The organism is Streptomyces sp. NPDC045899, assembly GCF_056431485.1.
Genome location: NZ_JBWKKP010000006.1, coordinates 16214 through 28814, shown reverse-complemented (window position 1 = coordinate 28814; position 12601 = coordinate 16214). Strand labels below are relative to the sequence as shown.

Annotated in this window: 14 protein-coding genes; 8 read left to right on the top strand and 6 right to left on the bottom strand. The window is 70.5% G+C overall.

The annotated features are described in order from the left end of the window. Nucleotides 1–311 precede the first annotated feature (311 nt). Together AC07FT_RS10865 and AC07FT_RS10860 are read left to right on the top strand one after the other, a co-directional pair. Nucleotides 312–668 (top strand): hypothetical protein, encoded by a 357-nt coding sequence (locus AC07FT_RS10865; RefSeq protein ID WP_479175743.1) that lies wholly within the window; start codon nt 312–314, stop codon nt 666–668. A 266-nt stretch (nt 669–934) separates the two neighbouring features. Further along, nucleotides 935–1633: an alpha/beta fold hydrolase gene (locus tag AC07FT_RS10860; RefSeq protein ID WP_479175741.1), complete on the top strand. Its 699-nt coding sequence runs from the start codon at nt 935–937 to the stop codon at nt 1631–1633. A 171-nt stretch (nt 1634–1804) separates the two neighbouring features. On the opposite strand, the gene AC07FT_RS10855 is transcribed toward AC07FT_RS10860, so the two are convergent. Both AC07FT_RS10855 and AC07FT_RS10850 read right to left on the bottom strand, forming a co-directional pair. Further along, nucleotides 1805–2614: a MerR family transcriptional regulator gene (locus tag AC07FT_RS10855; protein WP_479175740.1), complete on the bottom strand. Its 810-nt coding sequence runs from the start codon at nt 2612–2614 to the stop codon at nt 1805–1807. 22 nt (nt 2615–2636) lie between these two features. Beyond that, nucleotides 2637–3395: an alpha/beta fold hydrolase gene (locus tag AC07FT_RS10850; protein WP_479175738.1), complete on the bottom strand. Its 759-nt coding sequence runs from the start codon at nt 3393–3395 to the stop codon at nt 2637–2639. A gap of 339 nt (nt 3396–3734) precedes the next feature. Here AC07FT_RS10850 and AC07FT_RS10845 point away from each other — a divergent pair, with 339 nt between their 5' ends. The 4 genes from AC07FT_RS10845 to AC07FT_RS10830 all read left to right on the top strand — a co-directional run bounded on the left by AC07FT_RS10845 (nt 3735) and on the right by AC07FT_RS10830 (nt 7959). After that, nucleotides 3735–4940: a UDP-N-acetylglucosamine--N-acetylmuramyl-(pentapeptide) pyrophosphoryl-undecaprenol N-acetylglucosamine transferase gene (locus tag AC07FT_RS10845; RefSeq protein WP_479175736.1), complete on the top strand. Its 1206-nt coding sequence runs from the start codon at nt 3735–3737 to the stop codon at nt 4938–4940. Further along, nucleotides 4937–5944, top strand: a complete 1008-nt coding sequence (locus AC07FT_RS10840; protein WP_479175734.1) for an SDR family NAD(P)-dependent oxidoreductase — start codon at nt 4937–4939, stop codon at nt 5942–5944. The genes AC07FT_RS10845 and AC07FT_RS10840 overlap by 4 nt, the downstream gene beginning before the upstream one ends. Nucleotides 5945–6241: 297 nt before the next feature. Beyond that, the gene (locus AC07FT_RS10835; protein WP_479175732.1) at nt 6242–6790 is read left to right on the top strand and encodes a SigE family RNA polymerase sigma factor; all 549 of its coding nucleotides are present in this window, start codon (nt 6242–6244) and stop codon (nt 6788–6790) included. After that, complete coding sequence (locus tag AC07FT_RS10830; RefSeq protein ID WP_479175730.1) at nt 6787–7959, top strand: TolB family protein; 1173 nt, start codon at nt 6787–6789, stop codon at nt 7957–7959. Before AC07FT_RS10835 ends, AC07FT_RS10830 begins: the two co-directional genes overlap by 4 nt. A gap of 129 nt (nt 7960–8088) precedes the next feature. Here the strand turns inward: AC07FT_RS10830 and AC07FT_RS10825 are convergent, their stop codons facing one another. After that, entirely contained in the window at nt 8089–8760 is a 672-nt protein-coding gene (locus AC07FT_RS10825; RefSeq protein ID WP_479175729.1) for a cysteine hydrolase family protein, read from the bottom strand. Between the two features lie 54 nt (nt 8761–8814). On the opposite strand from AC07FT_RS10825, the gene AC07FT_RS10820 reads away from it, so the two are divergent. Continuing rightward, a complete protein-coding gene (locus AC07FT_RS10820) occupies nt 8815–9327 on the top strand; it encodes a PadR family transcriptional regulator (RefSeq protein WP_479175727.1) in 513 nt (170 codons plus the stop codon). Nucleotides 9328–9430: 103 nt separating this feature from the next. Further along, complete coding sequence (locus AC07FT_RS10815; RefSeq protein ID WP_479175726.1) at nt 9431–9952, top strand: P-loop nucleotide/nucleoside kinase family protein; 522 nt, start codon at nt 9431–9433, stop codon at nt 9950–9952. Nucleotides 9953–10029: 77 nt separating this feature from the next. On the opposite strand, the gene AC07FT_RS10810 is transcribed toward AC07FT_RS10815, so the two are convergent. The 3 genes from AC07FT_RS10810 to AC07FT_RS10800 all read right to left on the bottom strand — a co-directional run bounded on the left by AC07FT_RS10810 (nt 10030) and on the right by AC07FT_RS10800 (nt 12410). Continuing rightward, nucleotides 10030–10350: a hypothetical protein gene (locus tag AC07FT_RS10810; protein ID WP_479175724.1), complete on the bottom strand. Its 321-nt coding sequence runs from the start codon at nt 10348–10350 to the stop codon at nt 10030–10032. A gap of 81 nt (nt 10351–10431) precedes the next feature. Beyond that, nucleotides 10432–11118, bottom strand: coding sequence for a response regulator (locus AC07FT_RS10805; protein ID WP_479175722.1), 687 nt, complete (start codon nt 11116–11118; stop codon nt 10432–10434). Continuing rightward, complete coding sequence (locus AC07FT_RS10800; protein ID WP_479175720.1) at nt 11115–12410, bottom strand: sensor histidine kinase; 1296 nt, start codon at nt 12408–12410, stop codon at nt 11115–11117. The genes AC07FT_RS10805 and AC07FT_RS10800 overlap by 4 nt, the downstream gene beginning before the upstream one ends. Nucleotides 12411–12601 lie beyond the last annotated feature (191 nt).

Below are 12601 nucleotides of genomic sequence, written 5' to 3'. Positions count from 1 at the left end.
GTACCCCCCCCCCCCCCCCCCCCCCCCCCCCCCCCCCCCCCCCCCCCCCCCCCCCCCGTCCCCCCCCCCCCCCCCCCCCCCCCCCCCCACCCCTCTCCGCACCACAGGCGCAGCCGGACGGGCTGCGCCACCGCAGGTCAGGCCGGTGTTTCCGCTCAACCGTGCGCTCTGCCGGCGCCCGGAGCGTCTCAGGACTTTCGTCCCGGTCTTCACGGCCCGTTCGGCCGCACCCCCGTTCTCCCGTCGCGCCCAGCGTGGGGGCGTCCGCGATCTCCGCGGCACCGCTTCACCCCGCGTTGGGAGAGAGCACCGTGCAGGAGAGCGCGGCGTCCCCGGCCGCAGCGGCGATGGCGCGGGTCCGGCTCCACCGGCTCACCCCGCTGTCGCCCTTCGCGCTCATCGCCGTGATCGCCTTGGTGGAGGCGGTCACCCCGGACTGGCTGCGGCTGGGGCCCGTCCTCGCCGCGGCGCCGGTCCTCGCCGCCGCGATCTGCGGTCTCGGTGTCACAGCGGCCGTCGCCGCCACGACGATGGGCGTGAACGCGCTCCTGGACCTGTTCGACGGTCGCTGGGGTCGTCCGCGTCCCAGATCATCAACATCGCGCTGCTCGCCGTCGGCCTGGCGAGCCTGCTGGCCTGCTGGCCTGCTCCATCCGGCAGCGCCGTGAGCGGGAGCTGACACAGGTGCGTTCCGTCGCCGAAGCCGCCCAGCGCACGCTGATCCGCCCCCTGCCCCCTGCCCGAACGCATGGCGCGATAGAGCGAGGATCCGCTGGAACAGCTCGTGGACCAGGTGCGAGCCGACCTCCGGCGGCACGCGGGCGGCGACCTCGACGACGATGCCGCCCTGCCGGCCATCGAACGTCTGCCGCTGGGGCGTTGACCGACAGTAATCCCGGAGCGGTTGCCAAGGCCGCTCCGCTACGGTGCGGCCATGGCGAACTTCGTGCTCATCGCAGGTGCGCGACTCGGATCGTGGGCGTGGGACGAGGTGGTGCCGCATCTGCGGCCGAGCGGCCATGGCGTCCACCCGCTGACGCTGTCCGGTCTCGCTGAGAAGCAAGGCGTGCCCGCCGGGCAGCAGACCCATGTCCAGGACATCGTTGATGAGGTCGAGCGCCAGGACCTGCGTGAAGTCGTCCTGGTAGGTCACAGCTACTCAGGTATCCCGAGCGGTCAGGCCGCCGGGCGCATCGGCGGCCGGCTAGCGCACGTGGTCTTTGTTGACTCGAGTGTTCCGGCCGATGGTGAACCGTTCGTCTCCGCCTGGCCGGACGGCGGAGCGATGGTGCGGGCATCGATCGCCGAGAACGGAGGATTCTGGCCTTCCGCACCTGCGGCTCATTTCCAGGGCCACGGTCTCACCGATGACCAGATCGAACGGATCGTGGGCGGGTCGACGCCGCACCCGGGTGCCACGCTGACCGAACCCGCCGTGCTGGCAAGGCCGCTGGGCGATCTCCCGACGACTTACATCAAGTGCACGCTCAGTGATCCCGAGCCGAGCGACGACGTAGCCGAGCTGCTGACCAACGGGTGCTGGCGGCTGATCGAGATGGACACCGGCCACTGGCCGATGTTTTCCCAGCCACGCGAACTGGCGCAGATCCTGCTCGGCATAGCCGGGTCGTGACCGCGGTTCATGCTTGCGGGACTCCCTCTGCCACCGTCGTACGCTCGCCCCGCGGCCCGTACTCGGCGGGGAGGTCCCGCCACGGGGTGCCGGTGGGAACCAAAACGCCCCGGTCCCACCCCAGCCCCGGTGTGCACGGAGATCCGTCTCTCCGGCCGTGACCGTAGAGGTTCATCGTGTGTCTTCCTGAGCGGTTCCGGCACCATCCCCAGTCGGCTGCACACGCTCGAGTCTGGTCCATCCCGTCCAGCCTCGCGCCTCGAGCAGCTCGACCAACCGAGCGGCCGACGGCAGGTTGGCGAACACCCAGGTGTCCATGAGGTCGACGAGCCGTGGTTCGAGGTCGGTATCGTCGACGTAGTCCTCTCCCCGCTCGTCGGCCAGCCGCAGGAAGCACGCGGACACCCGGTCAGCCAGCTCAACGAGCCGTGCGTCGTCGTCGGGCCGGTCCAGTGCCTCGCCCAGCGCGAGATAGAAGTCGACGAACGGCGGATGGGCGATCTGCTCCACCTTGCGTGCCGCCCACTCCGGTACCCGCTCGGGTGAGCGCGCGGCCAGCGGGATCCAGCCATCACGTTCGGCCCGGACGACCCGCTCGTCGACCCCCAGCGCCCGCAGCCGGTCGAGAAGGGCGACTACGTCCGGGGGCAACACCAGATGGTCCCCGGAGGCGAGGCGGGCGATCCGCTCGCGGAGTCGCTGCCGCTCCCGTATTTCCGCCCGCAACCGCCTGTCGATATCCGCGACCGCCGCGACGAACTGCCCTTCGTCGGCGTGCAGCAGCTCCCGCACGCGTGCCAGCGGCACCCCGGCCTCGGCGAGGGTCCGGATCCTGATCAGCTCGACCAGCGCGGCGGCGTCGTATCTCCGATAGCCGGAGTGGTCACGCTCCGGTTCCGGCAGCAGCCCCGTGGCGTGGTAGTGCCTCACCGCGCGCACCGTCACCCCGGCGTATGACGCCAGCTCCCCGATGGTCAGCATGGGAACAGTCTCCTCGGGCCGTTCACGACATCGCCCCGCCGGCTGGGCGGGGCAGCGTCCGGATGATGTCCGCGATCTCCGGAGCGTGGGTGAAGACCAGCCTGTGGTCGGCGTCGAGCCGGCTGGTGGAAACATGTGGGAGCTCACGGACAAGCCGCTCGACACCCGCCTGCCAGAGCTGATTGCGCCACACGGCACGGGCTTCCGCGCCGCCTCCCCCGATCGCGGTCGACATGATCATGTGAATCGGTCGGCGGATCCTTCGGTACCGGTCGAGGATCGCGGACCTCACCCCATCGATCTCGAGGCCGAGGTCGAGGATGTCCCCAGCGGTGAGGACCACCTGGTGCGCGCTTCCCTCGGCCGCTTCGGAATCCCGCCGCGTCGCCTGGCGTTCCGCCATCGCGCGGAACTCTTCCAGATCGGCCTCGGTGATGAACGGTTCCGGCAGCGGGTTCGCCCCGTCGATCAAGACGAGCTCCGCCACGGAATCCGGACGCCCGGCCGCGTAGTGCACGGCCAGATCCGCACCCAGCGAGTAGCCCACGAGCACAGGCGGGGAAGGCCATGCGAACTCCGCCATCACGGCGACAAGATCACTCAGGAAGTCGTCGAAGGAGTACCGGGAGGCTGCCGGGGACGCGAGGCCGTGGCCCCTGAGGTCGAATGTCACCACCTGATGATCGCGCCGCAGCGCCTCGGTCAGTTCACGCAGGTCAGCCTGTGTGGAGTTGAGCCCAGGACACAGGACCAGAGGCCGTCCTCGGCCACCGATGGACACAGGGATCGTGACTCCGTCGTGGCGGACCGTGAAACACCGCGCCCCGCTGCTCCCTCCGCCGTCCCGGGCCGCATCGCCAGATGACGTGGGCGGCCCATCGGCGCCGATCGCGTTCCTTCTCGTCGTCATGCCGACCATGCTGAGAGGTTGCCCCTGCGTCAGGGTCAACCCGCGCGCGAAGGTGGCGGGACCTCCACGTCGGGGCCGCAGCATCGGTTCCCAGCGGCAGACGCAGAGCGGCACACCCGGTGGCACGTCAGCGGCGCGGCACCCATACCGCCCAAGGCGGGTCATCCCGTTCTTAAATCCGTCTTAGCCGCGTATCCCAACCTGGCTTCCATGCCGAAGCCAAACGCATTCCCGCACGCCGCCCCGGCGCGGCCGCTGTCCGTGGTCATCGGGGCAGGCGGAACCGGGGGCCATATCTATCCCGGCCTCGCGCTCGCCGAGGCCCTGCGCCGTGCGGATCCGTCCGCGCACATCAGCTTCGTCGGCACCGAACGCGGTCTGGAGACCCGGCTCATACCCGAAGCCGGATACCGGCTGCACACCGTCGACATGATCCCCTTCGACCCCGCGCTCGGCGCCCGCCGCTATCTGCTGCCCGCGGCGTTGCTGCGCTGCGGAGCCCAGGTCCGGAACATCATGCGCGAACAGAGGGCGCAGATCGGGGTCGGCATGGGCGGCTATCCCAGCGCTCCCGTCATCGTGGGCGCGCGGCTCGCCGGGCTGCCGAGCGTCATCCATGAGTCCAACGCCGTTCCCGGCAGGGCCAATCGCTTCGCCGCCCGCCTCACCCCGCACATCGCGCTCGCCTTCGACCGCACCCGCGCACATCTGCCACCCCGGGTGAACGCCGAGACCGTCGGCATGCCGATGGTCGGTCCGGTCGCCGCTCTGGACCGGCATGCCGAACGCGCGGCCGCCCGCCTCGCGTTCGGCGTACCCAACGGGGTGCGGCTGCTGGTGGTCAACGGCGGCAGTCTCGGTGCCGTGCGCCTCAACGAAGCGGCCGTGGGCCTCGCCCGGCGTTGGCGGGCCAGGACGGACGTCCGGCTGCTGCTGAAGACCGGCCCGGACGCCCTCGACGCGGTGCGGTCCCGGCTCGCCGCCGAGGGCGGCGACCGGATCGCACACGCCGTGCCCTACCTCGACCGCATGGACCTCGCCTACGCGGCGGCGGACCTCATCGTGTGCCGTGCCGGCGCGGCGACCGTCGCCGAACTGGCGGCCACCGGTGTCCCCGCCGTCCTCGTGCCCTACCCCCACGCCCCGGGCGATCACCAGACCCATAACGCCCGTGTGCTCGCCGACGCCGGCGCCGCCCTGCTGCTGCCGGACGGCGAGACGACCCCGGAGAACCTGGCGGCGCTGACCGAGCCGCTGCTGAACGACCCCGCGCGGCTGGCCGCCATGGGCGACGCCGCCGATCCCGGCACCCACGCCCGGGCCGCCGACCTCCTGGCCGCCAAGGTGCTGCGGCTCGCTGAAGGGCCCGCACCGACCGAACCCCGTTCCCGCACGAAGGAGCACTACACCTCATGACCGATCCGACCACATCGTCCTGGTCCGGCCGCACCGTCCTGGTGACCGGAGCCGAGGGCTTCATCGGCAGCACACTCGTCGACCTCCTCGTCGAGCGCGGCGCGCGGGTCCGCGCACTGGTCCACTACAAGCCGTACGGCGAGGCGGGGTACCTCGCCCACCACCTCGGTCCCGGGAGTCCCGTGGAGACGATCGCCGGGGACGTCCGGGACGCGGGTCGCGTGATGGACGCGGTGGCGGGCTGCGACACGGTGTTCCACCTCGCGGCGCTCATCGGGATCCCGTACAGCTACCAGGCGCCTGAGGCGTATGTGCAGACCAACGTCACCGGCACCCAGAACATCGCCGCGGCCTGCCACCGGTACGGCGTGCGCAGGCTGCTCCACACCTCCACGAGCGAGGTCTACGGCACCGCGCTCACCGTTCCCATCGCCGAGGACCACCCCCTCCAGCCCCAGTCGCCGTACTCCGCCTCGAAGATCGGCGCGGACATGATGGCCCTGTCGTACGCGCACGCCTTCGATCTGCCGGTCACGGTGGTGCGGCCGTTCAACACCTACGGCCCGCGCCAGTCCTCACGCGCCGTGATCCCCACGATCCTGGCCCAACTCCACGCCGGTGTCCCGGAGATACGGCTCGGGTCGCTCACCCCCACCCGCGACTTCACCTACGTCACGGACACGGCCGCGGGATTCCTCGCACTGGCCGACTGCGACCGCGCACTCGGCGAGGTGGTCAACCTCGGCACCGGCAGGGAGATCGCCATCGGCGACCTCACGGAGGCGCTGATCGCCGCCACGGGCCGGGACGCGCGCGTCGTGGTCGATCCGGCACGGCTGCGCCCGGCGGGCAGTGAGGTGCAGCGGCTGCTGTCCGACAACTCCCGCGCCCGGGAATGGGCGGGCTGGCGGCCGGAGATCGGCTTGACGGAGGGCCTGCGCCGCACCTCCCAGTGGGTCGCGGACCATCTGCACCGGTTCTCCGTCGAACGCTACGACGTCTAGGACCTGTTCGGTCGATCATGTGACTGCCGCGTGCCTGCGGTGTTGATATGAGCATGGGGCGGGGCACTTTGAAGGATGCGGAGTGGGAACGGCTGTGGTCGGCTGACGGCACCGGGGAAAGCCTGCTCCAGCAGGTCCGGGCCGCCGCCGACGCAGCCGGTGAGATCGACTGGGACCCACCGGCGGACAGCGACCACGGATACCGAACTTCCTTGCCGCACGCGACATAGCGGCGCGGCCCCGCACGCGTCTAAAGAGGTGACCGACGACCCGAGAGACGACCGATCACGGGGAACCATGGATGATGAGGAAGAGCGCCGCTTCCGCGAATTCGTCGCGGCGCGCTCGCCCGCGCTGATGCGCACGGCGACCCTCCTGACCGGCGGCGACACCCACGCCGCCGAGGACCTGCTGCAGACGGCGCTGGCGAAGGCGGCCGGGCGCTGGGGCCGGCTGGAGAACCCCGAGGCGTATCTGCGGCAGGTGCTCTACCGACAGCAGGTGAGCCTGTGGCGGCTGCTGCGCACGCGCCGCGAGACCACCGTGGCCGAACTCCCCGATACCGCTGAGCGGGAGGACACCTCCGGCGCGGCCGAGTTGAGGATCCAGGTGCGCGGTGCGCTTGCCCGGCTGACGGCGCGTCAGCGCTCGATGTTGGTGCTGCGCTACTACGAGGACTGCCCCGAAAGGGAGGTGGCCGCCCTGCTCGACTGCTCGGTGGGCACGGTCCGCAGCACGACACACCGGGCACTGGCCAAACTGCGCAAGCTGGTGCCGGAGCTGGACCCCGGCGCCGCGTCCAGCAGCCCCGAATTCGGCAACTCACCTGCGGAGGTGTGGAAATGAACGCTGACCAGCTGTTGCGGGACACGCTCCGCGAATGGGCCGAGGAGACGCCGCCCCCGGTCGGCCCCGACCTTGCGGGCCGGGCCCTGCTGCGGCCTCGTCGGCGCCGGGCCACCGCGGTGGCAGTGGCGGCCGCCTTCGCGCTGCTGGCGGGCGGGGTGGCGGTGCCGGTGCTGGCGGATGGCGGACGGCCGAACCACTCGGGGCCGGGACAACACCTGCCCGAAAACGTGTCCGCGTACCCGCGCGAGTCCCCGCCGCGCCATCTGATCGCCGCCAAGGACGTCGCGGTGTCCGCCTATCAGGCGGCCCGGAAGACCCGGACGCAGGACGGGGTCGAGCGGACGACCTACTCCTGGTATCTGTACGACGCCGGAACGCAGCTGTACGAGAAGACGCGTTGGGGCTGGCTGGACGTCGCCCCCGGGATGCGACGGGCAGCCGTGCTGGAGAGGTCATTGCCCGCGTCCCGGGTCGGGATCCTCGACCTGAGCACCGGGAAGGTGACGAAATGGATCCCGCTGGAGCACAAGGCCGGCGGGGTGCAGTGGTCGCCGGACGGGAAGCGGCTGGCGGTGACCACGTACCGCGGATACCCGGATGTCGAGACGCGGGGCCGCACGCCGTTCATGTCCCATACGAGGACCGGCTATTACCTGGTCGACGTCGACTCGGGCCGGAAGGAATACCGCCCGATGGGCGTCGACATGGACGACGGGTTCGTCGGGGTCCACCGTCTTGACGTGCGGTGGAGCCGGGACGGCACGTTGCTGATGGTTCCGACGGCGCCGGGCGGCGCCAGGGACACCTGGTACGACCTGGAAGGGCGGGCGAGCGAGAAGGTCCCCGTGTACGAGGGTCCGGACGCGCCGCCCTCGGGCCTGTCACCGGACGGGCGCTACTACACGGTCGGTGACGGCTGGACGGCGACGGTGAAGGAGACACGGACCCACCAGACGGTCGGTGGGTCGGCCGGGAGCATGACACTCGCCTGGGCCGACAGCGACAGCTTGGTGCGCTGGGACTGCCGGCCGGATCACCACTGCACGCGCGACATGGGCGAGCGGTTGGTGCTGACCGACACCACCGGGCGTCTCAAGGTCCCGCTCAGCGGCTACCGGTACAGCGACGGCCCCCAGGACTGGGAGCCGCTGATCACCCGCCGCTGACCGCCGGCACGGCGCCCCTCCGCTCTGCGCGGATGGGCGCCGGGCGCGGATCGGCGCAGCCGTGAATCCCGAAACCCGTGTGCCGTGTGTTCTGGCAGACCCTCCCCATGAACGCCACCGGCAGGATCCTCAAGCGCGAGCCGGCGTCGAGGTCGCTGCGGCCAGTTGATGGGTGATCTCCCCGGCGGTCAGCACGAGCGCGAAACCCTTGCGCAGCACGGCGAGTTCGGGTTCTTGCCGGGACTCCTCATCGGTGGCCGTGACATCGGATCCGAAGACGACCTTGTAGCCGCGTTCGTATGCCTGCCGGGCCGTGGTGCCGCAGCAGTAGTTGGTGAGCGTTCCCGTGACGATGACCGTGTCGCGGTCGAGGTTGCGCAGCATCGTGTCGAGCGGGGTGTCGTAGAACGCTCCGTAGGAGGGCTTGCGGATCACAGCCTCGTTGGCGTGGCGGCCCATCGGTGCCCACACCTCGGCGGGGCCCGGCCGGCGCCAGTCGGTGTCGGCGTGCGGGAGAAACCTCAGGGCGTGCGGCCGGTCCAGTCCCAGATGGGTGTCGTCGAAGATGGTCCAGATCACCGGAACGGAGGCGGCCCGGCATGCTTCGGCCAGTCGGCGGAGCCGGGGCGCCATCCGGGTGGCCGCAGGCACCCAGTAGGGACTCCAGCCGGGCCGGACGAATTCGTCCTGCATGTCGATGACCAGCAGCGCCGCCCGTTCGGGCCGTACGTCGAACGACGCCTGGCCGCGCTCGTAAGCGTCGTGCGCCCGCGCGGTCACCCATTCCTCGGTGTACGTCATCCCGTCCCCTATATCGATTCGAGGTACCTCGGTTCGATGTGCGAGAGTAGCAGCATGCTCGAACTCGCGATCCTGGGATTCCTGGCCGAGGGGCCACTCCACGGCTATCAACTGCGCCACCGGATAGCTCACTTGTCCGGTCATGCGCGGCCGGTCAGCGATGGCAGCCTCTACCCGGCGATCAACCGGCTGGTCAATGCCGGGCTGCTCGACCGGCAGACCGAACCGGGCGCCTCGGCCGCCCAGCGGCACACCCTGAGCCTGACCGACACCGGCCACCACGAGCTACTGCGCCGACTGCGGGATGCACACGGCCTGGACATCAGCGACAGCACCCGGTATTTCACGGTCCTGGCCTTCCTCTCCCTCCTGCCCGAAACCGCTGATCAGCACGCGGTACTGGGCCGTCGGCTGGAATTCCTGGAGCAGCCCGCGAGCTTCTTCCACGACGGTGACCGACCACTGAGTGCCGACGACACCGACGATCCCTACCGGCGCGGCATGCTGACCATCGCCCGCGCCACCAGCCGCGCGGAAAAGTCCTGGCTTCGGGAGGTGTTGGCCTGACACCGCACCGACGCCTCGCGGACAGCGCCTGAGACACGCCAAAGCGATACCGGATTGCGCCTGTGCCTGATCCCATGCTCCCCACGCGCTAGCGTCGGGTCTCATGATCGTATGGCTCAACGGCACCCACGGTGCGGGCAAGACGACGACCAGTGCGCATGTGCAGCAGCTGATCCCGGATTCGCGGGTGTTCGACGCCGAGAAGGTCGGCGAGACACTCATGGACATCACACCGAGCCTGCCCTGGACGGGTAACTTCCAGCACTGGCCGCCATGGCGGCCGCTCGTCGTGGAGACGGCCCGCCGCGTTCTCGACTACACCGGTGGCACCCTGGTGATGCCGATGACCGTCCTGGTCGAGCAGTACTGGCGGGAGATCAGCACCGGCCTCGCCGAACATGCCATTCCGGTGCGGCACTTCGTCCTGCACGCCGAGCAGGACACCCTCCGCGGACGTATCGAGGGGGACACTCTTCTCGGCCCCTCACCCTTCCGTCTTCAACACCTCGGGCCCTACGCCGAAGCGGCCCGCACGTGGCTGCACGCCGAGGCCGAGGTCGTCGACACCACACACCTCACACCGGCCCAGGCCGCCCTGCAGATCGCGAAATCCGTCACGAGTTGAGCCGCCCGGCGGCCACGGCGGATGGAAGCAGCGTGCTCGCCCGCGCGCCGGGGCATGGCGGAAGTGGTTTCAGCCGGTCACAGACCGGCGATGTCCCCAGCCCCCCGGGACACGGAGTCGAGCGCGTCCACGACGGCGTTGTGCCGCCTCGCGCGCGCCGCCCGCTCCGCCGGCACCAGCCGCGCGGCGACCTGCACGGCATAGACGTCCGGGTCGCCGAAGGCAGTCCGCGGGTGCTCTCCCGTCTCCGCGTAGTGCGCCGTGAGCTCCTTGACCGCCTGGAGAACGACGGTCCGGTCCGCACCCGGCTGCATGGCCAGCCGGACCTGGAGACGCGCCATCCACTTCTCGCGGTCCTTCTCCCTCGCCGCTTCCGCCTTCTGGTCCTTCTTCGCCATGTGCTCTCCCGGGTGATCGGCAGCCGTCCGTCACGGAGTGGGACGACAGGACATCGCACGGGGTTGCGTAAGCGGGTGCTGTCAGGCTCCCCGGCCCGGGGTGATCAGACCCGTCTCGTAGGCGAAGACGACGGCTTGGACGCGGTCGCGCAACTCCAGCTTCGACAGGATGCGGCCGACGTGGCTCTTGACCGTGGTCGGGCTCAGGAACAGCCGGGAGGCGAGTTCGGCGTTGCTGAGGCCCGTCGCGAGCAGGCGAAGCACCTCGAGTTCACGCGGGGTCAGGCCGGACAGATCGCGGTGCGGGGCGATGGTCCGCGGTTCGTCGCGCTGGGCGAAGCGCTCGATCAGCCGGCGGGTGATGGTGGGCGCGAGGAGCGCGTCACCGGACCGAACCAGGCGTAGAGCGGAGACCAGGTGTTCGGGGGTGACGTTCTTGAGCAGAAAGCCGCTGGCACCGGCCGTGAGCGCGGCATAGACGTAGTGGTCGAGGTCGTAGGTGGTGAGGATGATGACCCGTGTCTCCTGCAGGCCATCACTCCCCAGGATGCGCCGAGTGGCCTCGATGCCGTCCATCTCCGGCATCCGGATGTCCATGAGGACGATGTCGGGCCGCGTGTCGCGGACCGCGGCGACGGCCTGGGCCCCGTCAGCCGCCTCGGCCATCACCTCGATGCCGTCCGCGGCCAGGATCATCTTGAAACCGCTGCGCACGAGAGCCTGGTCGTCTGCGATGACGGCGCGCAGCGGTGGCCCGCCCGCTGTCATTCCGCGCTCCTCGGGATCCGGGCCATGACCCGGTAGCCGCCGGCTGGCGACGGCCCTGCCGTCAGCTCGCCCTGGTAGACGGCCAGCCGCTCACGCAGCCCCAGGTGGCCGCGGCCGTTGCTCTCCACCGGTGAGGGACCCTTCGTACCACCGGTGTCCGTGACCTCGATCTCCAGATCGGCCTCGGTGTAGCCGACGGAGACGGACACCTCCGCGTCGCGTGCGTGCTTCATCGTGTTGGTCAGCGCCTCCTGCACGACGCGGTACGCCGCGAGGTCCACCCCGGGTGGGAGGGGTTCGGGCGGGAGCGAGATCCCGATGCTCACCGGCGTCCCGGCGGCACGTACACGCGCGACCAGCGCGTCCAGCTGCGCGAGCCCGGGCTGGGGCTCCAGGCCGTCGGGCCGCTCGTAGTCCGGGGCCGCCAACAGGCCCATCACATGACGCAGTTCCGCCATGGCCGCCCGTCCGCCCGCCTCGACGGCCAGCAATGCCTCCTTGGACTGCTCGGGCACCACGTCCAGCACCTTGCGGGCCGCGCCCGCCTGGATCACCATCACGCTCACATTGTGGCTCACGATGTCGTGCAGTTCGGCGGCGATCCGGGCACGCTCCTCCTCGACGGCACGGCGCATGGACTCCTCCTGGGCGAGTTGCAGGGCGATGACCCGGTCCCGGCTGGAGGCCAGCCGCAGTTGCAGAAAGCGGACCAGGCTGGCGAGCATCCCGGCCACCAGCAGCACGAAGCCCGGGCTCGACCATCCGGGGACCACGGGGTCCGCGTCACGGAAGGCGAAACCGGACAACGCGGCGGCCATGACCAGGACGACGATGGCCAGGGTCCGGAAGCGGCTGTACACAATGCCGCTGTAGGCGCCGATGACACAGGCCAGCACGGTTGTCCAGGAGGCGGAGCCACCGATGGCCAGGGCCGCGGCCAGCACCGTCACGAACACCGCCAGCGCATACCGGCGCCGGAACGCCAGTGGCAGCGTCGACAGGACGACAAGGGCCCAGGGCACGGGGGGAGACTCTTCCTCCACGGGTGCCCCACCGGGACCGGGCGGTGGCGGAGCGGGGACCCCGGTCCCCGTGTCGACCGTGGGGGGATGGGTGTCCACCGGCCCGTTGCCGGGGTAGCGCACCGCGACGAACAGGGCGACGGCGGTCAACAGGACTGCCATCACCACATCGACGCGCATCGCTCGCCTGGACAGCGTGGCGGCCTTCGCCTCCGGGCGCAGCGCGTCGATGAGCTTCTGACGTCGGCTGCGCCTGGCTTCCGTCTCCATCCACACATTGTGCTGTGCTCGGCGCCCGGCCCATGTCCACCTTTCTGACCAGGGGTTCGTCCTCGAGTACTCCTCCTCGGGTAGGACGCCGCAGCAGATTCATCCGCGGGAAGGGCTCGATCTCGGTTCGGCGGCCGAGGCGCGCCACGGGTGACCGCTCCTAGGTTCACAGGGCCGGCAACGACAGCTGC

What these genes read in the sequence shown, in the direction of transcription:
- AC07FT_RS10860 (WP_479175741.1), top strand. Translation starts at nt 935, where the DNA reads ATGGCGAACTTCGTGCTCATCGCAGGTGCGCGACTCGGATCGTGGGCG.
- AC07FT_RS10855 (WP_479175740.1), bottom strand. Translation starts at nt 2,614, where the DNA reads ATGCTGACCATCGGGGAGCTGGCGTCATACGCCGGGGTGACGGTGCGC.
- AC07FT_RS10845 (WP_479175736.1), top strand. Translation starts at nt 3,735, where the DNA reads ATGCCGAAGCCAAACGCATTCCCGCACGCCGCCCCGGCGCGGCCGCTG.
- AC07FT_RS10840 (WP_479175734.1), top strand. Translation starts at nt 4,937, where the DNA reads ATGACCGATCCGACCACATCGTCCTGGTCCGGCCGCACCGTCCTGGTG.
- AC07FT_RS10835 (WP_479175732.1), top strand. Translation starts at nt 6,242, where the DNA reads ATGGATGATGAGGAAGAGCGCCGCTTCCGCGAATTCGTCGCGGCGCGC.
- AC07FT_RS10830 (WP_479175730.1), top strand. Translation starts at nt 6,787, where the DNA reads ATGAACGCTGACCAGCTGTTGCGGGACACGCTCCGCGAATGGGCCGAG.
- AC07FT_RS10825 (WP_479175729.1), bottom strand. Translation starts at nt 8,760, where the DNA reads ATGACGTACACCGAGGAATGGGTGACCGCGCGGGCGCACGACGCTTAC.
- AC07FT_RS10820 (WP_479175727.1), top strand. Translation starts at nt 8,815, where the DNA reads ATGCTCGAACTCGCGATCCTGGGATTCCTGGCCGAGGGGCCACTCCAC.
- AC07FT_RS10815 (WP_479175726.1), top strand. Translation starts at nt 9,431, where the DNA reads ATGATCGTATGGCTCAACGGCACCCACGGTGCGGGCAAGACGACGACC.
- AC07FT_RS10810 (WP_479175724.1), bottom strand. Translation starts at nt 10,350, where the DNA reads ATGGCGAAGAAGGACCAGAAGGCGGAAGCGGCGAGGGAGAAGGACCGC.
- AC07FT_RS10805 (WP_479175722.1), bottom strand. Translation starts at nt 11,118, where the DNA reads ATGACAGCGGGCGGGCCACCGCTGCGCGCCGTCATCGCAGACGACCAG.
- AC07FT_RS10800 (WP_479175720.1), bottom strand. Translation starts at nt 12,410, where the DNA reads ATGGAGACGGAAGCCAGGCGCAGCCGACGTCAGAAGCTCATCGACGCG.